Annotated in this window: 23 protein-coding genes; 6 read left to right on the top strand and 17 right to left on the bottom strand. The window is 48.4% G+C overall.

Annotated features, from left to right (window positions below):
* The first annotated feature begins 2 nt into the window (after positions 1–2).
* Together cls and ACVC9U_RS21510 are read left to right on the top strand one after the other, a co-directional pair.
* The gene (gene cls, locus ACVC9U_RS21515) at positions 3–1193 is read left to right on the top strand and encodes a cardiolipin synthase (protein ID WP_020453298.1); all 1191 of its coding nucleotides are present in this window, start codon (positions 3–5) and stop codon (positions 1191–1193) included.
* A gap of 73 nt (positions 1194–1266) precedes the next feature.
* Positions 1267–1533 (top strand): hypothetical protein, encoded by a 267-nt coding sequence (locus tag ACVC9U_RS21510; protein ID WP_023857054.1) that lies wholly within the window; start codon positions 1267–1269, stop codon positions 1531–1533.
* A gap of 86 nt (positions 1534–1619) precedes the next feature.
* On the opposite strand, the gene argS is transcribed toward ACVC9U_RS21510, so the two are convergent.
* The 4 genes from argS to speE all read right to left on the bottom strand — a co-directional run bounded on the left by argS (position 1620) and on the right by speE (position 5628).
* Positions 1620–3290 carry an arginine--tRNA ligase gene (argS, locus tag ACVC9U_RS21505; RefSeq protein ID WP_441391499.1) on the bottom strand — a complete coding sequence of 557 codons (1671 nt, stop codon included), beginning with the start codon at positions 3288–3290 and terminating at the stop codon, positions 1620–1622.
* Positions 3287–3715, bottom strand: coding sequence for a YwiB family protein (locus ACVC9U_RS21500; RefSeq protein ID WP_020453301.1), 429 nt, complete (start codon positions 3713–3715; stop codon positions 3287–3289). Before ACVC9U_RS21500 ends, argS begins: the two co-directional genes overlap by 4 nt.
* Positions 3716–3870: 155 nt before the next feature.
* Positions 3871–4743 carry an agmatinase gene (gene speB / locus ACVC9U_RS21495; protein ID WP_059230843.1) on the bottom strand — a complete coding sequence of 291 codons (873 nt, stop codon included), beginning with the start codon at positions 4741–4743 and terminating at the stop codon, positions 3871–3873.
* Between the two features lie 54 nt (positions 4744–4797).
* Complete coding sequence (gene speE / locus ACVC9U_RS21490; protein ID WP_075751577.1) at positions 4798–5628, bottom strand: spermidine synthase; 831 nt, start codon at positions 5626–5628, stop codon at positions 4798–4800.
* A gap of 368 nt (positions 5629–5996) precedes the next feature.
* On the opposite strand from speE, the gene ACVC9U_RS21485 reads away from it, so the two are divergent.
* Positions 5997–8069: a transglycosylase domain-containing protein gene (locus ACVC9U_RS21485; protein WP_075751578.1), complete on the top strand. Its 2073-nt coding sequence runs from the start codon at positions 5997–5999 to the stop codon at positions 8067–8069.
* Between the two features lie 62 nt (positions 8070–8131).
* On the opposite strand, the gene ACVC9U_RS21480 is transcribed toward ACVC9U_RS21485, so the two are convergent.
* Together ACVC9U_RS21480 and ACVC9U_RS21475 are read right to left on the bottom strand one after the other, a co-directional pair.
* Positions 8132–8647: a YwhD family protein gene (locus tag ACVC9U_RS21480; RefSeq protein ID WP_020453305.1), complete on the bottom strand. Its 516-nt coding sequence runs from the start codon at positions 8645–8647 to the stop codon at positions 8132–8134.
* A gap of 12 nt (positions 8648–8659) precedes the next feature.
* Positions 8660–9343, bottom strand: coding sequence for a site-2 protease family protein (locus tag ACVC9U_RS21475; RefSeq protein ID WP_223254825.1), 684 nt, complete (start codon positions 9341–9343; stop codon positions 8660–8662).
* An 86-nt stretch (positions 9344–9429) separates the two neighbouring features.
* On the opposite strand from ACVC9U_RS21475, the gene ACVC9U_RS21470 reads away from it, so the two are divergent.
* Entirely contained in the window at positions 9430–9615 is a 186-nt protein-coding gene (locus ACVC9U_RS21470; RefSeq protein ID WP_020453307.1) for a 2-hydroxymuconate tautomerase, read from the top strand.
* Positions 9616–9657: 42 nt separating this feature from the next.
* Here the strand turns inward: ACVC9U_RS21470 and ACVC9U_RS21465 are convergent, their stop codons facing one another.
* From ACVC9U_RS21465 to ACVC9U_RS21450, 4 genes are all read right to left on the bottom strand, one after another.
* Positions 9658–10464, bottom strand: coding sequence for a zinc-dependent metalloprotease (locus tag ACVC9U_RS21465; protein WP_020453308.1), 807 nt, complete (start codon positions 10462–10464; stop codon positions 9658–9660).
* 185 nt (positions 10465–10649) lie between these two features.
* Entirely contained in the window at positions 10650–11153 is a 504-nt protein-coding gene (locus ACVC9U_RS21460; protein WP_020453309.1) for a YwgA family protein, read from the bottom strand.
* Positions 11154–11183: 30 nt separating this feature from the next.
* Entirely contained in the window at positions 11184–12482 is a 1299-nt protein-coding gene (locus ACVC9U_RS21455) for an HD domain-containing protein (RefSeq protein WP_025810625.1), read from the bottom strand.
* 239 nt (positions 12483–12721) lie between these two features.
* Complete coding sequence (locus tag ACVC9U_RS21450) at positions 12722–12946, bottom strand: YuzB family protein (protein WP_003186096.1); 225 nt, start codon at positions 12944–12946, stop codon at positions 12722–12724.
* A gap of 219 nt (positions 12947–13165) precedes the next feature.
* Between ACVC9U_RS21450 and ACVC9U_RS21445 the strand changes: the two genes are divergently transcribed.
* Positions 13166–13954, top strand: coding sequence for an RsfA family transcriptional regulator (locus ACVC9U_RS21445; RefSeq protein WP_130627153.1), 789 nt, complete (start codon positions 13166–13168; stop codon positions 13952–13954).
* Between the two features lie 181 nt (positions 13955–14135).
* Positions 14136–14465, top strand: coding sequence for a YjdJ family protein (locus tag ACVC9U_RS21440; RefSeq protein WP_441391498.1), 330 nt, complete (start codon positions 14136–14138; stop codon positions 14463–14465).
* A 170-nt stretch (positions 14466–14635) separates the two neighbouring features.
* Here the strand turns inward: ACVC9U_RS21440 and lipL are convergent, their stop codons facing one another.
* The 7 genes from lipL to ACVC9U_RS21405 form a co-directional block, all read right to left on the bottom strand.
* Positions 14636–15481, bottom strand: coding sequence for an octanoyl-[GcvH]:protein N-octanoyltransferase (gene lipL / locus ACVC9U_RS21435; protein ID WP_441391497.1), 846 nt, complete (start codon positions 15479–15481; stop codon positions 14636–14638).
* A 101-nt stretch (positions 15482–15582) separates the two neighbouring features.
* On the bottom strand, positions 15583–16788 hold the full coding sequence (locus ACVC9U_RS21430) for a 4-hydroxybenzoate 3-monooxygenase (protein ID WP_441391496.1): 1206 nt from the start codon (positions 16786–16788) through the stop codon (positions 15583–15585).
* Between the two features lie 15 nt (positions 16789–16803).
* On the bottom strand, positions 16804–18180 hold the full coding sequence (locus ACVC9U_RS21425; protein ID WP_075751581.1) for an MFS transporter: 1377 nt from the start codon (positions 18178–18180) through the stop codon (positions 16804–16806).
* A gap of 38 nt (positions 18181–18218) precedes the next feature.
* On the bottom strand, positions 18219–19070 hold the full coding sequence (locus ACVC9U_RS21420; RefSeq protein WP_020453316.1) for a DODA-type extradiol aromatic ring-opening family dioxygenase: 852 nt from the start codon (positions 19068–19070) through the stop codon (positions 18219–18221).
* Positions 19071–19093: 23 nt separating this feature from the next.
* Positions 19094–19285: a 4-oxalocrotonate tautomerase gene (locus tag ACVC9U_RS21415; protein ID WP_020453317.1), complete on the bottom strand. Its 192-nt coding sequence runs from the start codon at positions 19283–19285 to the stop codon at positions 19094–19096.
* A gap of 14 nt (positions 19286–19299) precedes the next feature.
* Complete coding sequence (locus tag ACVC9U_RS21410) at positions 19300–20085, bottom strand: 2-keto-4-pentenoate hydratase (RefSeq protein WP_075751582.1); 786 nt, start codon at positions 20083–20085, stop codon at positions 19300–19302.
* 14 nt (positions 20086–20099) lie between these two features.
* Entirely contained in the window at positions 20100–21575 is a 1476-nt protein-coding gene (locus tag ACVC9U_RS21405; protein ID WP_075751583.1) for an aldehyde dehydrogenase, read from the bottom strand.
* Between the last annotated feature and the right edge of the window lie 9 nt (positions 21576–21584).

Genomic DNA, 21584 nt, shown 5'->3' with positions numbered 1-21584 from the left:
CATTGGTGCCGCTTATGATTATGGTATGTTTTCTCATCCTGCTTCTTGCGCTCGATTTCCGTTTCGGCCGCAAAGCCTTTGAGAAGAAAGCCTACGAACCCGTTTTTTCAGAGAAGAAAAGCGATATTGAACTGATTCATAATGGAGAAGACTTGTGTGAGCGGCTGCTGGATGACATCCGCCAGGCCGAATCATCGGTGCATGTCATGTTTTATATTGTGAAGAACGATGATATCAGCCTTGCATTTTTGAAAGTGCTGAAGGATAAAGCGAAAGCCGGCGTAGGCGTACGCTTGCTGATTGACCGGATCGGCGCGATGAAGGTAAAGAAAAAAACGCTGTCAGGCTTGAAACAAAGCGGAGCGCACGTTTTTTTTGTCAACAAGCCGGGCTTCCCTTATTTCTTTTATCGGCTGAATGCAAGAAATCACCGGAAAATCGCCGTCATAGACGGAAAGATCGGCTATGTGGGCGGATTTAACATTGCGAAAGAATACCTTGGTAAAAAAGCGGAGTTCGGCCCGTGGAAGGATTACCATTTGCGAATGACGGGGGAAGGTGTTGCCGACTTGCAGCACATTTTTTTATCAGACTTCAAAAGAGAAGCGCCGCAGGAACAGCCGGACAGCGGCATGTTCCCGCCGCTCCATCAAGGAGCTGTCACCCATGCGATGCATGCGACAAAGGGGTTTTCTCTGGAAAAAAAATATATTTCATTTATTGATCAGGCAAAAGAAAGAATCATGATTTGCACGCCGTACTATATTCCGAGTCCGGCTTTGCAGCAGGCTGTTCTTTCAGCCAGGGAAAGGGGCGTGATCGTGTCGATTCTCGTGCCGATGAAAGCCGACCATCCGCTTGTCAAAGAGGCCGCCTACACGAACTTTCCCGCACTTTTGGAAGCGGGCTGCTATATTTACCGGTACTACAGAGGCTTTTATCATGCAAAAGCATTGATCGTCGACGACCGGCATGTGATGATCGGAACATCGAATTTTGACAACCGAAGCCTGTTTCTCAATGATGAAGTGAATGTCGTCATCCATGATAAAGACTGGGCAAAACAATTCTTTGACGTCGTCAAGGAAAGCATTGAACACGCCGAGCTTCTGACAAAGGAGCGGTATGCGAAGCGGCCGGTGATGCAGCGGCCCGTCGAATGGCTGGCGAAATCGATTTCATACTTTTTATGAATCGTACGTTTATCCTGCATAACATGCGGGTAACATTTCACCAAAGTGATGATTACATACGGAGGGATATATGATGAACCAAGCAGAGTCGATTAAGCTCCGCGCACAATCGATGACGTTAAAAAACTTGATTGAGCTGTACAGGCTTTGCCGCTCAGCCAGACATCAGCTTTATATATGCTCAAGAAAAACGATGTGCAAAATTAAAGATTTAATTGAGCTGGAAATGTTCAGAATGGCCAATCGCGAAAATGAGTGCCTGATTGTCATCGAAGGGAAGATGGCGCAGGAGTTAGTAAGAAAAGCACAATCGATACTTTCTGACGCTCAAGTTCAATAAGGAAAGGCGGCGGACCTTCCTTTGTGTGAGACGCCTCCTCACCAAATAAAGAAAAAATCCCCCGTTCAAAGGACGGGGGATTCGTTTTACATTTTTTCAGGAGCTGATACGCCGATCAGCTTGAGTGCATTATTTAATGTGATTTGTGTTGCCTTCATCAATGATAGACGCGCCCGGCTTTTTTCTTCATCTGCGGGATCGAGAACTTTCTCAGCATTGTAAAAGCTGTGGAGCACAGATGCCAATTCAAAAATATAGTTTGTAATGCGGTGCGGAATCCGCTTCTCTGCGGCATCGGCGACAGCCTCAGGGAACGAGCCGATCACTTTAAGCAGATCATACTCTTTTTCAGAAGCGATTTTCGTCAGATCAAGGTTCCCTTCAAATGAAATACCTTTTTCTTCACCTTGTCGCAGCATGCTGCAAATTCTCGCATGAGCGTACTGCGCGTAGTAAACCGGGTTTTCATTCGATGTGGAGACAGCCAGGTCAAGGTCAAAGTCCATGTGCGTATCGGCGCTGCGCATCGCAAAGAAGTAACGCACCGCGTCAAGGCCGACCTCATCAATGAGATCGCGCATTGTCACAGCTTTTCCGGTTCTTTTGCTCATTTTCATTTTTTCGCCGTTCTTGTAGAGGTGGACGAGCTGGATGATCTCGACCTCAAGCGTTTCTTTGTCATAACCGAGCGCTTCAATGGCCGCTTTCATGCGCGGGATATAGCCGTGATGGTCCGCTCCCCATACGTTGATCAGCTTTTGGAAGCCGCGGTCAAGCTTGTCTTTGTGATAAGCAATGTCAGGCAGAAGATACGTGTAGGACCCGTCTTTTTTGATCAGGACGCGGTCTTTGTCATCGCCGAACGCCGTCGAGCAGAACCATGTCGCCCCGTCTTCTTCATAGATGTGCCCTTTTTCGCGAAGGGCTTCGAGCGCCTGATCGATCTTCCCGTTTTGGTAAAGCGATGTCTCTGAGTACCAGACATCAAATGGGACACGGAAATTCTCGAGGTCTTCACGAAGTTTGCCCAATTCGTACTTTAAGCCGTATTCGCGGAAAAACGCGAGGCGTTCGCTCTCTTCTTCATGAACAAAACGGTCGCCGAATTCATCGGCGAGCTTTCGGCCGATTTCCTTAATATCTTCGCCGTGATATCCGTCTTCAGGCATCGGCTTGTCTTTTCCAAGCGCCTGAAAGTAACGTGCCTCGACGGATAATGCGAGGTTGTTGATTTGATTGCCGGCATCGTTGATATAATATTCGCGGCTCACTTCATACCCCGCTTTTTCAAGTACATTGCAGAGAGAATCTCCGACAGCGGCTCCGCGGGCATGTCCAAGATGCAGGTTGCCCGTCGGGTTTGCTGAGACGAATTCCACCTGAACGCGTTCTCCGCCCCCGATATTTGTTTCACCGTAGGCCTCTCCTGCTTCAAGCACAGCCGGAATGAGCTTCGTTAAATATTGATTGTTCATGTAGAAATTGATAAAGCCCGGTCCTGCGATATCAAGTTTGTCGATCGACGCTTTTCCTTTGTCAAAGGATGCGACGATTTCCTCGGCAATATTCCGCGGCGCTTTTTTGGCGATTCTCGCCAGCTGCATCGCCATGTTAGTGGAATAGTCGCCATGCGCCTTGTCTTTCGGGACTTCCAATACGACTTCGGGAATCTCGCTTTCTGCGGCGAGGCCGGCTTTCATGACAGCTTCTTTAATTTCCTGCTTCAGCACATCTTTCATTTGTTCGACTATGTTCATGACTCGTGTCCTCCTCTATACGAAATCGACATCATATGTAAATGCTTTTGTTCATCGCTTACAATCATATCGTACTCAACGCTGATCTTTCCGTTTGGCGGCTGCCGGGTGACTGATACGGATTTTGTATCCACGCCAAGCTCGAGCCTGCCGAAAGGCATTTTATAATGTGTGACGGTGCGGCTGCCCGGCCTGAAACGCTGTTTCATTTCAATGGCGCCGGAACGCATCACTAGAACTTCGTTTTCGCTTGCTTTGACGATCGTCTTCACCTTTCCCGCATCATGCTCTTCATGATAAGAAAGATATATTTTATCTTTTTTCATATAATAAAACCCAGTTGTCCGGAACTCGATCGTTTCTGTGTCCGATCCTTCCCGGATAACAGATTTCACATGGATATTAACGGGTGTCTCCTGATCCATTCCGACACTTCCTTTTTTGATCCGATTTGACTTGATTAGTATAATCATTCGGGAAAAAAAGTTCAACCGCTGCTCCTTTATACCATCTTAACAGAACGGACGGGAAGATAAACTATTTTCTAAGAAAAAAGCCGTCCCGAAAAAGGACAGCCTGTTTATTTCACCCAGCCGAGCAGCATTTCGCGAATCAGCTTGCTTGCCGTATTTGCGGTTTGTTCCGAATGGTCGTAGACCGGAGCGACCTCAACAAGGTCTCCTCCAACGACGTTGACGTCTGAGCGGGCGATTTCGTGAATCGAAGCGAGCAGCTCTTTTGATGTGATGCCTCCGGCGTCAACCGTACCGGTTCCCGGCGCATGTGCGGGATCTAAGACATCGATGTCAATCGTCACATAAACCGGACGCCCCGCGAGTTTCGGCAGGACGGCTTTAAGCGGCTCAAGCACTTCAAATTTGGAAATGTGCATGCCGTTTTCGTTTGCCCATTCAAACTCTTCTTTCATACCGGAGCGGATGCCGAATGAATAGACATTGCCGGGACCGATCAGTTCCGCTGCTTTGCGGATCGGCGTCGAATGCGAGAGCGGCTCTCCTTCATAGTCGACGCGGAGGTCTGTGTGCGCATCCATATGGATGATGGCAAGATCGGGATATTTTTTGTACATCGCTTTAATGACCGGCCATGAAACGAGGTGCTCTCCCCCCATTCCGAGCGGGAATTTTCCTTTTTCTAAAATGCTGTCAACATATTCTTCAATCATGTCTAGGCTCTTCTGCGGGTTCCCGAAAGGCAGCGGGATGTCGCCGGCGTCAAAGAAATGAACCTCGTCCAGCTCCCTGTCCAAATAAGGGCTGTATTCTTCAAGCCCGATGGACACCTCGCGGATTCTCGCGGGACCGAAGCGCGAACCGGGACGGTAGCTGACCGTCCAATCCATCGGCATGCCGTAAAGGATGGCGTCCGCCTCTTCCCAATCGGGGCGGCTTGCAATAAACACCTTGCCGGAATATGCTTCATCAAATCTCATCTTCAAAAACCTCCCTGAAAAAAAGCGCAGAATGCCATCCTGCGCCAAACTGTTTTATTTGATTAAATCGCTGACGAATTTCGGAAGGACGAATGCCGCTTTATGAATGTCTTTTGTATAATATTTCGTCTCAATATCGAAGAAGCGGCTGTCCTCCACTTCAAGAGGATCGTATTTTTTCGAGCCGATCGTAAACGTCCACAATCCGCTTGGATATGTCGGAATGTTGGCCAAATACAGCTTTGTGATCGGGAAGATCTCTTTTACATCGCGCTGAACGTTAGTGATCAGTTCAGGTGTAAACCAAGGGTTGTCCGTCTGAGCAACGAAAATGCCGTCTTCCTTTAGCGCATTTGCTATGCCGGCGTAAAAGCCTTTTGTAAACAAATTGACAGCCGGCCCTACAGGCTCGGTTGAATCGACCATGATGACATCATACTCATTTTCAGATTGTGCAATGTGCATGAAGCCGTCATCGACCTTTACTTCGACGCGCGGATCGTCAAGTTTGCCTGCAATGGAAGGCAAAAATTTCTTAGAATATTCGATCACCTTGCCGTCGATATCGACAAGCGTCGCTTTTTTCACGCTCGGATGCTTCAAAATTTCACGGATGACGCCGCCGTCTCCGCCGCCGACCACAAGGACATGCTCAGGGTTCGGATGCGTAAACAGGGGCACATGAGCCACCATTTCGTGGTAGACAAATTCATCTTTTTCAGATGTCATGACCATGCCGTCAAGAAACAGCATGTTGCCGAATTCTTCCGTCTCGGCCATTTCGAGCTTTTGAAAGTCCGTCTGCTCTGTATGTAAAGTCTTGTTGATTTTCATCGTAATGCCGAAGTTTTTCGTTTGCTTCTCTGTGTACCAAAGTCCGCTCAAAGCGTCATCTTCCTTTCGTGATAAGCTGTATTTCCATCTATTTTTCTCGCCTGCGGCGGCGATTATTCTGCACTGAAGCATCGGCTTTTGCCTAAGGAAAAAGTATAGAGGAATTGCAGCTGATTGTAAAGACGGATCGATTCATTTTCAGGAGTCATTCCATTCCCGGCGGCCGTTTTGGCTGAGCTTGCCACAGATAGGCGCAAGGCTTATTCTGCCACGGCGACCGCCAAAACTTAGGATTCCTCCGGTTGCTCTGTTAATCGGCTGCTCGAGGGTCTGCTGTTTTTTCCTTCCCGCTTGTTTAAATCCTCCTCTTTTTCCTCATAATGATAAGAACATTTATTTATCCGGGAGGAGATTTGAACATGGACATGATGACGGACAAGCGGGTCCGTTTAACCATCAAGACGATACGCGCATTTTTGTTCATGGGAGCATTGATGCTGATCTTCCTTTCAATCGTTGTCATGACGGTAGTCCTGGCGGCCAAATGGCAAGGCGCTCCTTCGATTCAGGTGCCGAGGTCTACCGTGCTGTATGACGGAAGCGGAAAGCAAATGGGGGAGACGCATTACGGGCAAAAGCGGTACTGGGTTTCGCTGAAGAACATCAATCCCGCCGTCATCGATGCCACGCTTGCCGTTGAAGACCGGAACTTCTTCCGGCACCACGGCTTCGACTATATGAGAATGGGCGGCGCCCTCATTGCCGATCTAAAGGCGATGTCCAAGGTCCAGGGAGCCAGCACCATTACACAGCAATATGCGAGAAACCTCTACCTCGGCCACGATAAAACATGGAAAAGAAAGTGGAATGAAGCTTTTTATACGATACGGCTCGAACAAAACTACACAAAGAAAGATATTTTGGAAGGCTATTTAAATACGATTTATTACGGGCATGGAGCCTACGGGATCGAAGCGGCTTCCCGGCTGTATTTTGGCAAACGGGCCAAGGATATCAATGCGGCGGAGGCCGCGATGCTTGCCGGCATTCCAAAAGGTCCTTCCGTTTATTCGCCTTTTGTTAATGAAAAAAAAGCGAAAGAACGCCAGGAAATGATCCTGACAATGATGGAGAAAGAAAACAAGCTGACGAAAAAGCAGGCGGCAGAACTGAAAAAACTGCCGCTCCGCTTTGAAAAGCAGGATAAGCAAACAACCGCTAAAACCGCTCCGTACTTTTATGACGAAGCTGTTAAAGAAATCGCGCGCTTGCTGCATTTGACACCGGAGCAAGCAGAAACCGGCGGCTACAACGTATTCACCACGCTCAACCCGCGTCTCCAAAAAATTGCCGAGGACACAATCGAACGCACGATCGATTCGTCATCAGACATTCAGGCAGGGTTTGCAGCGATCAACCCGTCCGACGGCAGCGTTCTTGCGCTTGTCGGAGGACGCGACTACGAAAAAAGCCCGTTTAACCGCGTAACCCAGGCTATGCGGCAGCCCGGCTCCACCATGAAGCCTTTCCTTTATTATTCGGCTGTTCAAAACGGTTTTACACCGGCCACCCGGATGAGGAGCGCGGAAACGACATTTGAGCTCGGGCAAGGCAGCGCTTATTCCCCGAGCAACTATCACGGCTATTACGCAGACGGCCCAATCACTCTTCTTCAAGCCCTGGCTTTGTCTGATAACATTTACGCGGTGAAAACGCACCTTTTCCTCGGCATGGACAAACTGATTGATGCCGCAAAACAATTCGGCATCACGAGCCCGCTGCAAAAAGTGCCGTCGCTTGCGCTCGGAACATCCCCAGTGAAGCCGATTGAAATGGTGAACGGATACGCCATGTTTGCCAATGGCGGAAAAAAAATCGAACCTTCCTTTATTACGAAAATTACCGATTCGAACGGGGAGGTTCTTTACGAAAAACCGAAGCGGAGCAAACAAATCCTTGACCCAAGAGCGGCTTTTATCACGGCCGACATGATGAGCGGAATGTTCGACAAATCACTCAACGGCTATACATCTGTTACCGGGCGGACGATCGCAGATCAGCTGACGCGCCCATACGCCGGAAAATCGGGAACGACCAGCACCGACAGCTGGATGGTCGGCTTTTATCCCGGCCTTGCTTCAGGCGTCTGGACGGGATATGACAAAGAGCGCACAATCGATGCCGTCGCAGAAAAAAACTATGCCAAACAAATTTGGGCCGAATTCATGGAAAAAGCGCTTAAAGACGCGCCCGCCGCAGCTTTAAAGCCGCCTGAAGGCGTGAAAGGGATGTATATTGACCCGGCTACAGGCTATGCGGCGGCGCCCAGCTGCCCGTCCAAATATTTCGCTTATTTTATCGAAGGTACTGAACCTGAGCAGGTTTGCTACGGAAAAGAAATCTATAAGGAGCAAAAAGCCGGGCGCGAAAAGTCCGCCGCTCCCCATAAGCGGAAAAAGTGGTGGGAAAAATGGTTTAAAAAAGAAGAATAAACTTTTTTGGGCGGGATAGACGAACCCCCCCGGACTTCACAGCGGTCCGGGGGGTTTTTTTCCTATTGCTGAAGCAATCCCTTTTTCAGCTCATCTGATGAACGGTCCCAAAGCCCTTGATCATGATTTTTCAGAAAATCGGCAAGAACGCGCTTGGAACTTTCATCCATGTGCTCGACAATAATCTTCCGCTTCATCGACTTATCCATTAAATTCACGTGCTCCGGAAGCGATTTATAGCCGCGGCGGATGCTTCTGTCGACCGTCATTTCGCAAGCCGTCACCCCCGCATAATAAGGGCCTTCTTCCCTGCGGTCGATCGTCACCCACACAAGCCAGTAAGGTTTTCCGTTCGGCACCTCTTCCTTGTTCGGCAAAAATTTGATTCCTTTTTCAACAGTGCTGCGGGCGTGCATGGCGCCGATATCAACAAACGCTTCTTTCTCTTCGACATCGACAAAGACAGGCGAGATGTTGTCAAGGCTTAAAGCCCCTGCTCCAAATCCACCGTGCCCGTCTGTCGGATCGCTTTTAATAATGTTGAATCCGATTGTTTTTTTCTTTTTTCCTTGTTCCATCAAAAATACCTCCTACATCAGCGGCCGGAAAACGCTGTTAAATATCTCTATGATCAATTCCCGCCCGTCATTCAAAAACGGCCAGAATACATATTGGCCAAGCGGCGTAATGACGATGATCAGAAAGACGATCGAGCCGTACGCCTCATATTTCGACAGCTTCGCCCGCACATCGGGGGCGACCACATCCTGTATAACCCGAAAACCGTCAAGGGGCGGGAACGGCATTAAATTAAACAGAAATAAAAGCAGGTTGAGATTCACCCAAATCGTAAAAAATTGAAGCAAGCCGCTGTAAAAACCGGAAGGCAGCGTCCCGGACAGCTTCACGGACAAAAGCAGCAATATAAAACCGATGAAAGCAAGGATCAGGTTGCTGATCGGTCCTGCGATTGACACGAGAAATCCGGCCAGCCTCGGATTTTTAAAATAAAAGCGGTTAACGGGCACCGGCTTTGCCCATCCGAATCCCAAAATAAAGATCAAAATCGTTCCAAACGGATCAAGATGCTTGAGCGGGTTGAGCGTCAGTCTGCCCTGCCGTTTGGCCGTCTCATCGCCGAATTTGTAAGCCACATACGCATGGGCGACCTCATGCACGGTGAATGCGGCAGCAAGTGTCAAAACAACATACGGAATCATTTCCAGCGGATAAATAAGAAAACGGTCTAAAATGTGGCTTTCCCTCTTTCTCATATACAAAGATTTACTATCTCCAGTATACTATAAGAGCAGCTGATGCTAAAGTAAGCAGCCATTTTTTAAAAGGAGGAGGAGAACATATGCCGTACGTAACGGTTCAAATGCTGGAAGGCCGCACAGATGACCAAAAAAGAAATCTGGTGAAAAAAGTGACCGAAGCCGTCTCCGAAACAACAGGCGCACCTGCAGAAAAAATTGCAGTCATCATTGAGGAAATGAAAAAGGAAAACTACGGTGTCGCCGGCAAACGAATGAGCGATATGTAATGAAAACGGCGTCTGCCGCTTACATGCGGGACGCCGTTTTTATTATTTATACCAAGCTTTATTTCTTGTGATCTGGCTATTGTGAGCCGAATCCCAGACATCGACCGTGTAGGCGTAGTCGTAGTTCATAATGCAGCGGATTCCGCTTCCTTGCGCATCGTGGTTCAAGCCGAAGTTATGGGAAAATTCGTGGGTCGCCGCTTTAGCCGTGTTGGCCGTTCCCTGGTCGAGGTTTACGCTGAAGGCGCTGCCGTTCGGCTTGCTGTTGTATACGTATGCGATGCCGCCGGCGTCAAAATTGCTGTTCGCCGTAAATCCGACGACAAATTTATAGCTGCGCCCGCTGAAATTGCTCTGAAGGTTTGATAGAATTTGAGAGCTGTTGCTGCCTGAAGAAGTCCAAGGCGCCACGGCTTCGACGACAAAATCAATATCGTGATCCCTGTTGAACATGACATCCGCCTGCTCAATAATTTGGACGATTCTCGTCTGCCAATCGCTGTATTTCGTGCGATACTGAGCGTCAGCCACGGCCAGGACGCTCACTTTCTGACTGCCTGTGCCTGCCTGGGTTGAAAATGTCCCTTTGCTCGTATTCTTTTTAAACGTTTTCGTTCCCGTCACATTTCCTTTCTCATCCAATATTTTCGTATTGACCGTTCTTTCAATTTGAACTTTTCCTTTTAAGTCTTTAAAGTCTTTCGCTTTAGGCAAAGAATCGATATGAGTTCCTTTTACTTCATGGCCGTGGTCATGATCGTGCCCGTCCACCTTGGCGGCGCCTGCTGTCACACCGGGGATGAGACTGACGGAAAGTAATAGAGATAAGAATAAAGAACGCTTTTTCACTGCTAATTCCCTCCTTTTTTTTGAACGAATGAAAGATTCTGCTAGTTATCTAAAAATTCCTTCAATTCATCCAAAAAGAGGAAATATTACACGTGTTCTGTTTACTGCTCCTTTCTATTTCCCCACAAAAATTCCAAAATGTTTACAAAAAAACAAAACAAAAAACCTACCGTTTTCCGGCAGGCTTATGAACAAAGGTCTCTGAGCTTTTTTATGTAAGCGACGGCTTCATCGAATTCTTCGTCCGTATACCGCTGCTTGCTTTTTACGGTAAACACTTTCTCTCTGATTTCTTCCTGCTCCAGTCCTTCAAAATACAGAATCGTCGACACCAGTTCCAAAAACCGCGATGACTGGCCGTTCACGTCGTCTATATAGGCTTTAATATCCCGCATATCCAGCTCACACTGGCTCAAAAACTGCTTTCCCGCTTCAGTGGGTGAATAGCGGTATTGATAATAGCCGCCTTTTTTTTCTTTGACTTCATGAAGAAATCCGAGATTGCAAAGTTCTTCGACTTGAAGCGTCAGCTCCTCTGAATACGGCCCGTAAAAATGAAAATCATACTTTTCATAAAAGGGAAGCTCCAATTTCTTTGCGATATAAATAATTTTCTGCAGCTTTTTCCGCCCGACAATCTCCCCCGAATCCGAGAAGACCTTCATCAGCTTTGCATGTTCTTTTAACAAATCTCCGCCATCTCCTTCATCCTTTTCTTTCTATATCAGTCCGAGCAATTCTTTCATTCTTTTCGCATGACGGCCGTCAGGCAATCCTTCGATTAAATCGAGCGGGAAATACAGCTTATGGTCCGTTCTCCGCTTGCCTGATATCGCATCGACAATATCGGATTGCCGCGACAGCTCCTTAATCTGGCCGTTGTGCGTCAGCAACTGAATCGGGAGGCGCTCCTCTTCTTCCCCCGGTCTGTAGAAATCATAAGGAAGGTCTGAGGACGAATCCACCACAAGATAATAATCTGGATCAATCCCTGATTCTTTAAACAAGGCGGTCAGTTCAAAGTAAGTCGCCATTTCCTCATTCGGATTGAATTCCGCATACTGGAACAGCCTGCGGTTGATAAAACGGCGGCATAAATCAGACAAAACCTCATCCTCTTCTTTTTCCCAGGCCTGAAAATAATAAAGAATGATTGCTTCATCAAGACTCAAATAATCTTCCAATGTGACATTGCCTTCAAAAATAGAATAAAAATGCACGGGCGCATGCGTGAAAACATAGCCTTCCTCATGAAGCTGCTTTGCACGGTGAAGAATCTTCGTCAAAATCACTTCCGCGCTTCTTGTCACAGGATGGAAATAGACCTGCCAGTACATCTGGTACCGGCTCATAATATAATCCTCAACGGCATGCATTCCGCTTTGCTTAATCACGATTTGGTCTTCGCGCGGCCGCATCACGCGGAGAATCCGCTCCATATCGAAATGGCCGTAGCTGACGCCGGTATAATAGGCGTCTCTCTGAAGGTAGTCCATGCGGTCAGCGTCAATCTGGCTTGAGATCAGGCTGACGACCTGCTTGTTTTGATAGGTTTTCGCGATGACCTCAGCGACATCCTTTGCAAACGTCGGGCTCACCTTGTTTAACACTTGGTTAACTTCTGTATCGCCTAAAATGATCGCTCTCGTAAAATCTTCATGATCAAGCCGGAAGACCTTTTCAAACGAATGGGAAAACGGGCCGTGCCCCAAATCGTGCAGCAATGCCGCGCAAAGGCACAGATCACGCTCGCTGTCATCCCATTCCTCCCTGCCTTTAAAAACGTCATCAACCATTCTTCTGACAATTTCATAGACGCCGAGAGAATGGTTGAAACGGCTGTGTTCGGCTCCGTGAAACGTCAAATAGGTCGTTCCAAGCTGTTTGATTCTGCGCAGTCTCTGAAATTCACGGGTTCCGATCAAGTCCCATATCAGCTTGTCCCGTACATGGACATAGCGGTGAACAGGATCTTTAAACACTTTTTCTTCTGATAATTTTCCGTTTGGATACGCCATTTTTGTCCCTCTTTTTTTCAAACGTGAGGCAAACTGATCGCTGCCCATCCGTCTCTTTTTCTTCGGAAAACTAAATGTATATTGTAAGTATTGCCCGATCTGCTTGTTTTCTTTTAGGTCTGTTTCTATTATATCGAGTCTGCTTTTTTGAAAACATCCTTGAATTTACCCGGCTATTTGTTCCAATCCGCAAAAAAGCCGGCAAACAAGCAAAAACGCCTGACCCGTTAGGGAGGCGGTTATTTTTTGAGTTTCTTTTTCACTTTTTCGATCAGCTCGTCTTCATCAGGAGCTGACAGCGGACGATTATTGACAAACGCGAACGATTTTTTTCGTCCCGGCCCGCAGTAAGACTGGCAGCCGATTTCCACTTTTGCATCCGGATCGATTTCTTTCAGACGGGGCAAAAGCGTCTTTAAATTAGTGGCCTGACAATCGTCGCATACTCGAAATTCATTAGCCATTTCATACGCTTCCTTTCGTTTTGTTCATCTGTCTTTATGAAAGGCATTCAACCGTGCCGAACTTTGATAAAAAATGACACCATCCTTCATTTTACAAGGATTCTTTCATTCCTGCAAGGATCGCGCTAAAAAAATCAGTTCCTATTCTTTTAGCAAACTTGTATAAATATTTTCCAAAATGGACAATCTAATACCAATACTGACAATGGGAGTTGAGAAGTGATGAAACAAAGACAAGACGCTTGGTCTGAGGAGAATGATTTACTGCTTGCTGAAACGGTATTGCGGCATGTCAGAGAAGGCAGCACACAGCTGAACGCCTTCGAGGAAGTCGGAGACAGACTGAACAGGACATCAGCCGCCTGCGGTTTTAGATGGAACGCGGTTGTCCGCCACCAATACGAAAAAGCATTGCAGCTGGCTAAAAAACAGAGGAAGCAAAGAATGCGCGCCCTTGGAAACGGCCAGCCGGCGAAAAAACGCTTATTATACAAGCCGCCTGTCGAAACAGAAGCTGAACCGCCTGCAGAAAGCGTCGTTGAGCAGCAGAAAGCAACCGCCGATTCAAGCGAACAGCAGCCGATCGCCAGCGAGCATCTGCCTTATGTTGATGAGAGCTTTAAAGAAGAGTTAGCTAGTTTATCGCACCTTCTATCGCCAAACCAGCCGCAGACCGGCCATACAGCCGATTCATCGAAAGACATGACGATCGATGATGTGATCCGCTTCCTGCAAAACTATACAGGAAACGAAGCACAGACTGCCGCTTTAAAAATGGAAAATGAACGCTTAAAACAGGAAAATGAAGAGCTGACGAAAAAAGTTGAAAAGCTTGAAGCTGAAGTCAAAAAGCTGGAAAAAGACCAGTCGACCATCCAGGAAGACTACGAAACGCTCGTAAAAATTATGAACCGTGCAAGAAAACTAGTTTTATTCGAAGAAGACGAACACGCTGCGCCCGCCTTTAAAATGGACCGGAACGGCAACTTAGAAAAAATGGCTGAATAGCGCTTTAAGAGGGTGGGGCAGAGAGACGCTCAGGCAGCGAGGACTGACATCGCATACAAAGATTTGCCGATACGCTGATACCCCTTTCTTGAAAAAAGGGGGTATTTTTTACCTCTGCGGCTTGCTTTTATATGACAAAAATTTCATAATAGGGATAGCAATTCATAAGGCGGGGTATTTGATGAAGTTTGTTTTATACGCGGTACAGTTCGGCACTGCGGCTCTTTTGTTTTTGTTTTCTGCATTGGCAAGCTGGTATCAAGGCAGCGAGCTTTTAAAAGTGCCGTGGGAGTGGAAATATACAGCCAAGTTTACAAAACTGCTCTATGGAGAGGACTCCATAAAATACGCACACGATATTTCCCAGCTTGATTTTTTCGTCTACGCGACCAAGCATACACCGGCAACCGTTATTTTAATGGCCGTCAGTTTGGCGTATATTATCGCTTTGGCGGCTTATCTTCTCATCAAAACATATGTAAAACGAAAAAGCGCTTTGAGCGCAGCATAAAAAAAACCGCTTCGAAAGCGGTGAAGTGTGACAAAATCCTGAAACGTTCAACCGTTTTAGGATTTTGCCGTCTTTGAAGCATTTTCACAGTCCGCTAGAGGCAGCTGCGGTTTTTCACCGCTTTAAGCATGCCTGCCAACGAATAGAACGGGAGCGCAGAGGCTCTTCTTCTATCCAAAAACTTTTTCATTCCGCTCAATCATACGGACGAGGTTTTTTTCATACGCTTCCTCTTCTGCGGGCGTGAGAGGGCCTTGATAAATCTCCCCGCCCAGCTCTTTCAGCTGTGTCAGAAGCAGGAGCATCAAGTCCTGCACCGAGATGTCTTCATTGAGAAGCTCAGAGAGCGAAGCCATCGTTTCCGGGCGAATATCGGGATAAACGGCTTTTGTTTTCCCGCGCATGTCTTTCAATGCGGTGTCGTAGAAGCGTTTGATCAGCTCAGCGCGGCCGCTTCCGCTTTGATCAGCGCACAAATAAATTTGAACAGCCACTCCGCCTCTCAGCCGCCTCTGGGAAATTCCCGCAAACTTCCTTCCCCCGATGCTCAAATCAAAGCTCCCCGGACAGTAAGAGCCTTTGATTTCATAGGCTTCGATTGCTACGTCATAGGATGACAGCATTCGCTTAACGAGCTCAAACATCGCTTCATAGCCCCGGTCGATATCAATTCCGTTTTTCTTATCCTGAAAAATCAGCGAAACGTTTAAAACCCCGCTGTCCAAAACGACGGCCAGTCCGCCGGAATTGCGGACGATGACTTGATAGCCCGCTTCTTCAAGCAATGAAATCCCGTCTTGTAAATAAGGGAGCCTTGTATCCTGAATTCCGAGCACGATCGTGTCATGGTGCACCCAGGAACGCGCCGTCGCCGGAGACAAACCCTTTCCGACAGAAGCGCACAGCGTATCATCTATCGCAAATGATTGTTTTGCATCAAAATATGGGCCGAGACTGGATTGGTCAATGATTCTCCATTTCGGCTGGATGAGTAGATCAATCGGTTGCTTTGCCATATATATTGTAAACCCTTTCGTTATACATTTCAGCCAACATCCATTATACCATTTACGAAAACATGATGTGGGATTTCTTATCTCCGGCGCTTCCCCTTCATTCATGTGACGCTTAAAGACGGTTCTCCGGATTCGAGCGGCAGCCCGACGTAATTTTCGGCAAGACTTTGAGCGGCCGCTGTTGAGGTTGTGACATGGTCAAGCTCAGCCAATTGAATTTGGTAGTCAAATGGCGTGTAGCCGTGATGGCGGTGCAGCAGTGATGTCATATACCAGGAAAAGCGCTCCGCTTTCCAGACGTGGCGGAGGCAAGCCTCAGAATAGCGCTCCAGCCGTTCGGTTTTGCCGGCTTCGTAATAGTCTTCGAGTGCCCACGCAAGCCTTTGGACATCCGCCATTGCAAGATTCAGGCCTTTCGCACCGGTCGGCGGTACAATATGCGCGGCATCCCCCGCTAAATAAAGTCTGCCGTATTGCATCGGATCGCAAATAAAGCTTCTCATCGAGACAATGTTCTTTTGAATCACCGGGCCTTCAGTCAGCTTCCATCCGTCATCGGCCGACAGCCTTAAATGAAGCTTCTCCCATATCCTTTCGTCCGGCCAGTTCCCGATTGAATCTGAAGGGCTGACTTGCAGGTAAAGCCGCTGGATTTCCGGAGTCCTCGTGCTGACGAGGGCAAACCCGTCTTCATGATGGGCATACACAAGTTCAGACGAGGACGGAGGAGCTTCAGCCAATATGCCGAGCCATCCGTATGGGTACACCTTTTCGTACTCTTTACGAATCTCCTTCGGAATGCTTTGTCTGCTTGGCCCGTGAAAGCCGTCGCACCCTGCAATGAAATCGCAGGTCAGTTCTTCTGTATCGCCGTTTTCAGTCTGATAAGTGATGACGGGCGCTTCTGTATCAATATTTGACAGGCGGACGCCAGACACATTGAAAACGATGCTCCCTCCCGATTGCAGACGGACGTCGATTAAATCTTTGATCACTTCATGCTGGGGATAGATGGCAATGTACTTTCCTCCCGTCAGCTTATGCATATCAATTCTGTGCCGCTTGCCGCCAAAGCGGATCTCAATCCCTTGATGAAACATGGCTGTTTTCATCATCCGTTCACCGGCGCCTGTTTCATTTAGCAAATCTACCGTCATCTGTTCAAGAACGCCTGCACGGATGGTCTCTTCAATCTCCTTTCGCGAGCGGGATTCGATCACGACCGCTTCGATTCCCCGGCGCTGGAGCAGGTTGGCGAGCATAAGCCCGGCAGGCCCCGCTCCGATAATTCCCACTTGTGTCCGCAAAATGGTTTCCTCCCTTTATCCATGTTTTGATGTGGCTTCTAACGTAAACTCGGCGCTTTCCGACTCAGAGACAAAATCAAATGAAGCATGCTTCTCTTGGACGAGCATGATGCCGAATGCAGCAAAAACACTCGGGACCGCGAACACCATGAAAGCCTGCTTCGGCTCCATCCCGGCAGCAAGAATCAATGCAAACAGCGAAGGCGCAATGATCGCTCCGAGTCTGCCGACCCCGAGCGCCCAGCCGATTCCGGTCGCTCTGATTTCTTTCGGATAATATTCTGAAATATAAGGATTGGCGATATTTTGCGCTCCGACAGTGCATGCTCCGCCTAAAGCAATCAGCAAGTACAGAAGAACGGGGTTCATCGTCATTCCAAACGCTGCAAAACAAAAGGCTCCGATGACATACATAGCCGCAAGCACTTTTTTATGGCCGGCCTTATCTGCCAAATACCCGCCGAATACCGCTCCTGCGGCTTGTCCGCTGCACAGCGCCAGATTAAATGACAAGCTTGACGACAGCCCGTAGCCTGACGCCTGCATCATTTTCGGAAGCCAGGTATTTAAGCCGTAGACCATGAGAAGGCAGCTGAAAACGGAAAGCCAGAATGCGAATGTGCTCGCTGCACGTTTTTGTTCGAACAGTTTTTTAACCGGAAAGCCTTTCTTTTCTTTCGCAATCACCGAAATTTGATAATTATCGTCTTCCCTGTACCGTCCCGCCGGATGCACCTGATTGAGAATCTCAGCCAGCGCTTTCGTCTTTTTCTTCAAAACATAAAATGACAGAGATTCGGGGAACCGGCTGAAAAAGAACGGGAGCACAAAGAGCGGCACGGCTCCGATCAGATACAGCACCCTCCAGCTTGTCCCGGGCACGGCGAACATGCCGACGAGGGACGCCAGCACACCGCCTGCGGAATAGCCGCAATACATGGCGGCTACAATCACCGCCCTGTTTTTTTTCGGCGAATATTCGGTCATCAGCGAAATCGCATTCGGCATCAATCCGCCCATTCCAAGAGCAGCGAGAAACCGCATGATCGTAAACAAAAGCGGAGAATCGATCAGCCCGGCTAATGCCGTAAACAGGCTGAACAGAAAAATACAGAAGCCTAACACCTTTTTGCGGCCGTATTGATCTGCGAGCGGTGAAAAAATAAGCGCGCCGAGCATCATACCGATCAATGTATAGCTGCCGATCGCTCCGGCTTGAATGGCGGTCAGGCTCCATTCCTCCATCAGCCACGGCAGGCTGACGCCGTACATCGCAATATCATAACCGTCAAAGGCGATGGCGAAAAAACACCATAGGAAAACAGTCAGATGTACTTTGTTGAATTTGCTGGCCGCCATGATTTCTGCTGGATGAACTGAACGATTTTTCATGTTCCCCTCCCCGATTCTAATCGTATTATGAAAACAGCTTAACGCACGGTGTCTTTTTCATTGAAAGCGTGCGTGCGAGCTTTTTGCCCCGCCGGTTCGAATGCCATGACGACATTGGAGCTCCCGGAAGACTGGCCGTATCCGTAAAACGTGCTTTTACATCCGTCTTCAAGCACGCCCAAAAGCATTGCAATGTGGCGGCCGCCAGCTTCAAGTCCGGCATTTTTAGCATATTGAGGCAGCATCTGCTGAGCAGATATAAGATCGTTGTCTGTTAAATAGGTTAAAAATTGAGCATCGAGGGCCTGTTCGGCCAAAGTCGGCATGCATTCGGGCCCTCTCACCAAATGGTGGCTGAGTGCCCCGCTGCTGATGAACACGATTTTCTTTCTGCTTTCCTTCAGTACTCTTCCGGCAATCCGGCCCCACAAATGCGTTTCTTCAAGGTTCGCGGCCAATGTAACTGATAAATCGATGACCGGAATATCCCCTTTTGGAACGAGATAGCGCAGCGGAACAACCGTCCCGTAGTCCCAGCAGTAGGCGGGATCATTGATAGGAATGACGGAAAGCCCCTCTTTTGCGCCGGCTTCGGCCAACTGCAGCGCCAATTCCGTATCCCCGGGGTAAGAATACGGAACATCGGAAATTAAATTCGGGCACTCCAAAGCTGTTAAAACGCCTTGATGATCGGGAGCCGCATCGATCAGATGATCGAAGCTTGACGTCCAGTGACAGGAAATCAAGACAACGGCATCAGGCTGAATTCTTTCGATGATCCCGGAGAGCCGCTTCATCCCTTTAACCAGCTCTTTTTGAAAGTCAGGGGTTTTATCTTCAAAGCACATCCTCGGTGTATGCGGAACAAGCGCCGCCAATTCGATTGACATGTAGATTCCTCCCATCGCCTTCTTTAAGGTCTTAATTTTGAAACCGGTGTTCCGCCTATGCCCCAGTGGCTTTTAGGAATTTCAGTGACAAGAACGCGGACGTTTTCCCTCGGAGCATCAAGGGTGGCGCTCAACGTTTCCGTCACTTTTTGAATGACTTCCTCGACCTTTTCAGGCGGCCGGCCTTCTAATAGTTGAATATGAACGATCGGCATATGATCACCTCAGGTTATGATTGGACTGAAAATGATACATCTCCCAGTCCTTCTACTTGTGCTGAAACGCGGTCGCCCGGCTGCAGCATGACAGCTCCCGTTACACCGCCCGTTAAAATGATACTTCCGGCCGCAAGCTTTTGTTTCTTCCTGGAGAGCATATTGGCGAGCATGGCCGCCGAATTTGCGGGATGTCCGACAACCGCTGCACCAGTGCCCTGCTCTTTGACCTCGCCGTTTATCACTAAAGAGACTTTTGCTTCATCAAGCTTGAATTGGTCCGGCATCTTCACTTTTTCACCTAACACCACCCTTGAAGATGACGCATTGTCCGCAATGACATCAGGCAGGGTAAATGAGAAGTTTTCATAGCGGCTGTCAATCACTTCAAGAACGGGAATCAATTCAGCAACGGCTTCAAGGACCTTCTCCTTTGTAACACCCGGTCCTTCAATATCCTTCCCAAGCACAAAAGCAATCTCCGCTTCAACCTTCGGGTGAATCAGCTCGTTCATCCGGATGCTTCCGCCGTTTGGCACGATCATATCTTCAAAAATATAACCGTAGATCGGCTCCTCGACGTTCATCTGCTTCATTTTCGCCCGGCTTGTCAGGCCCATTTTCGGACCGATAATGCCGTTGCCATCCCATAATTTCAGCTGAATCAGTTCTTCTTGAATCGCATACGCCTCTTCGACGGTCAGCTCCGGATAGTCCTTTGTGATTCTTTCAACCTCGCGCTTCTCTGTTTCGGCAAGATACAAGAGGCGCGCCGTATCTTTTAATGCTGTCGTATTCATCCGTTTTCCCCCTTTTACAGCTTGATGCAAATATTGGTTAATTCGCTGAAGAATTCGAGGCTGTGAATGCCTCCTTCCCGTCCGAGCCCGCTCTGTTTCATGCCGCCAAACGGCGTCCGAAGATCGCGGAGAAACCAGCTGTTGACCCATACCATGCCTGATTCGATTTGCCCGGCTACGCGGTGCGCCCGGCGGAGGTCGTTCGTCCATACGGTCGCGCTTAACCCGTAATGTGTGTCATTAGCCTGTGCAATAACTTCCTCCTCTTCGTCGAACGGAATCACCGTCACGACCGGACCGAAGATTTCTTCTTTAATGAGCCTGGAATTGCGGGAAAGTCCGGTGATAATCGTCGGTTCAAGAAAGCAGCTGGATTCCTGTCCTTCAGGGCGTTTTCCTCCGGTTAAAATAACGCCGCCTTCCCGTTTGGCCAATTCGATGTAGTTCATCACACGCTCGGTGTGTTCAGAAGAAATTAAGGCGCCGATATTCGTATCCGGATCAAAAGGATCGCCGACTTTGAGCTCTTTCGTTTTCTCAATGAACTTGTTCAGAAATTCGTCATACGCTTCCCGCTCGACATAGATGCGGGAGCCGCTCATGCATACTTCGCCCTGGTTGACGAAACTCGATTTCAATGAGGTGCTGACGGCTTCCTCCATGTCGGCATCGGCAAAAATAATGTTCGGGTTCTTTCCTCCCAATTCAAAAGAAAGTTTCTTTAATGTTTTCGAAGCAGCTTCCATAATGATTTTGCCGGTTGTCGTTTCTCCCGTGAAAGATATCGCATCAACATCGGGATGCTCAGAAAGCGCAGCGCCGGCGGAATCAGGCCCAAATCCGTGGACGATATTAACGACCCCGTCAGGCATCCCTGCATCATGGCAGATTTCCCCGAGGAGCGTGGCTGTCAGCGGCGTCAGTTCAGCCGGTTTGATGACGGCTGTATTTCCCGCTGCCAGACAAGGCGCCAATTTCCACGTCAGCAACAGCAGCGGCAAGTTCCACGGATTGATCAGCCCGACGACGCCGACCGGACGGCGGATCGCATAATTGATTGCAAGATCGTCAGTTTGATAAGCTTCCGTTCCGGCTCCTCTCATAAAATCCGCAAAAAAATGAAAGTTGAAAGCAGCCCGCGGAATATCTAAATTACTTGAGAGCGAAAGCGGCTTCCCCGTATCCAATGTCTCGAGCCTTGCCAGTTCGTCTTTACGCTCAAGTATGATGTCGCCGATCTTTCTGATGATCCGAATCCTTTCGTCAGCAGTCATGTTTTTCCAGCGTCCGTTTAAAGCACGCCGGGCTGCCGCGACTGCAAGATCGACCTCTTTTTTGCCTCCTTCCGCAACGCTCCCGATGATTTCCTGTGTAGCCGGATTGATGTTGTCAAACGTGCTTCCGTTCTCTGAAGGAAAGTACCTGCCGTTTATGTAGTGCTGACAGTCAAAAGGTTTTACGAGTTTTGCCGATGGGGTCTGAACATTCATATTCTACAA

It is taken from the genome of Bacillus sp. GM2, from assembly GCF_056155945.1.
This window is presented reverse-complemented; position numbering and strand designations above follow the sequence as displayed.

Bases quoted from the DNA above. Each gene is read 5' to 3' on its own strand.
- ACVC9U_RS21510 (WP_023857054.1), top strand. From the start codon at position 1,267: ATGAACCAAGCAGAGTCGATTAAGCTCCGCGCACAATCGATGACGTTA.
- argS (WP_441391499.1), bottom strand. From the start codon at position 3,290: ATGAACATAGTCGAACAAATGAAAGATGTGCTGAAGCAGGAAATTAAA.
- ACVC9U_RS21500 (WP_020453301.1), bottom strand. From the start codon at position 3,715: ATGGATCAGGAGACACCCGTTAATATCCATGTGAAATCTGTTATCCGG.
- speB (WP_059230843.1), bottom strand. From the start codon at position 4,743: ATGAGATTTGATGAAGCATATTCCGGCAAGGTGTTTATTGCAAGCCGC.
- ACVC9U_RS21485 (WP_075751578.1), top strand. From the start codon at position 5,997: ATGGACATGATGACGGACAAGCGGGTCCGTTTAACCATCAAGACGATA.
- ACVC9U_RS21480 (WP_020453305.1), bottom strand. From the start codon at position 8,647: ATGGAACAAGGAAAAAAGAAAAAAACAATCGGATTCAACATTATTAAA.
- ACVC9U_RS21475 (WP_223254825.1), bottom strand. From the start codon at position 9,343: ATGAGAAAGAGGGAAAGCCACATTTTAGACCGTTTTCTTATTTATCCG.
- ACVC9U_RS21470 (WP_020453307.1), top strand. From the start codon at position 9,430: ATGCCGTACGTAACGGTTCAAATGCTGGAAGGCCGCACAGATGACCAA.
- ACVC9U_RS21455 (WP_025810625.1), bottom strand. From the start codon at position 12,482: ATGGCGTATCCAAACGGAAAATTATCAGAAGAAAAAGTGTTTAAAGAT.
- ACVC9U_RS21450 (WP_003186096.1), bottom strand. From the start codon at position 12,946: ATGGCTAATGAATTTCGAGTATGCGACGATTGTCAGGCCACTAATTTA.
- ACVC9U_RS21440 (WP_441391498.1), top strand. From the start codon at position 14,136: ATGAAGTTTGTTTTATACGCGGTACAGTTCGGCACTGCGGCTCTTTTG.
- lipL (WP_441391497.1), bottom strand. From the start codon at position 15,481: ATGGCAAAGCAACCGATTGATCTACTCATCCAGCCGAAATGGAGAATC.
- ACVC9U_RS21425 (WP_075751581.1), bottom strand. From the start codon at position 18,180: ATGAAAAATCGTTCAGTTCATCCAGCAGAAATCATGGCGGCCAGCAAA.
- ACVC9U_RS21420 (WP_020453316.1), bottom strand. From the start codon at position 19,070: ATGTCAATCGAATTGGCGGCGCTTGTTCCGCATACACCGAGGATGTGC.
- ACVC9U_RS21415 (WP_020453317.1), bottom strand. From the start codon at position 19,285: ATGCCGATCGTTCATATTCAACTATTAGAAGGCCGGCCGCCTGAAAAG.
- ACVC9U_RS21410 (WP_075751582.1), bottom strand. From the start codon at position 20,085: ATGAATACGACAGCATTAAAAGATACGGCGCGCCTCTTGTATCTTGCC.
- ACVC9U_RS21405 (WP_075751583.1), bottom strand. From the start codon at position 21,575: ATGAATGTTCAGACCCCATCGGCAAAACTCGTAAAACCTTTTGACTGT.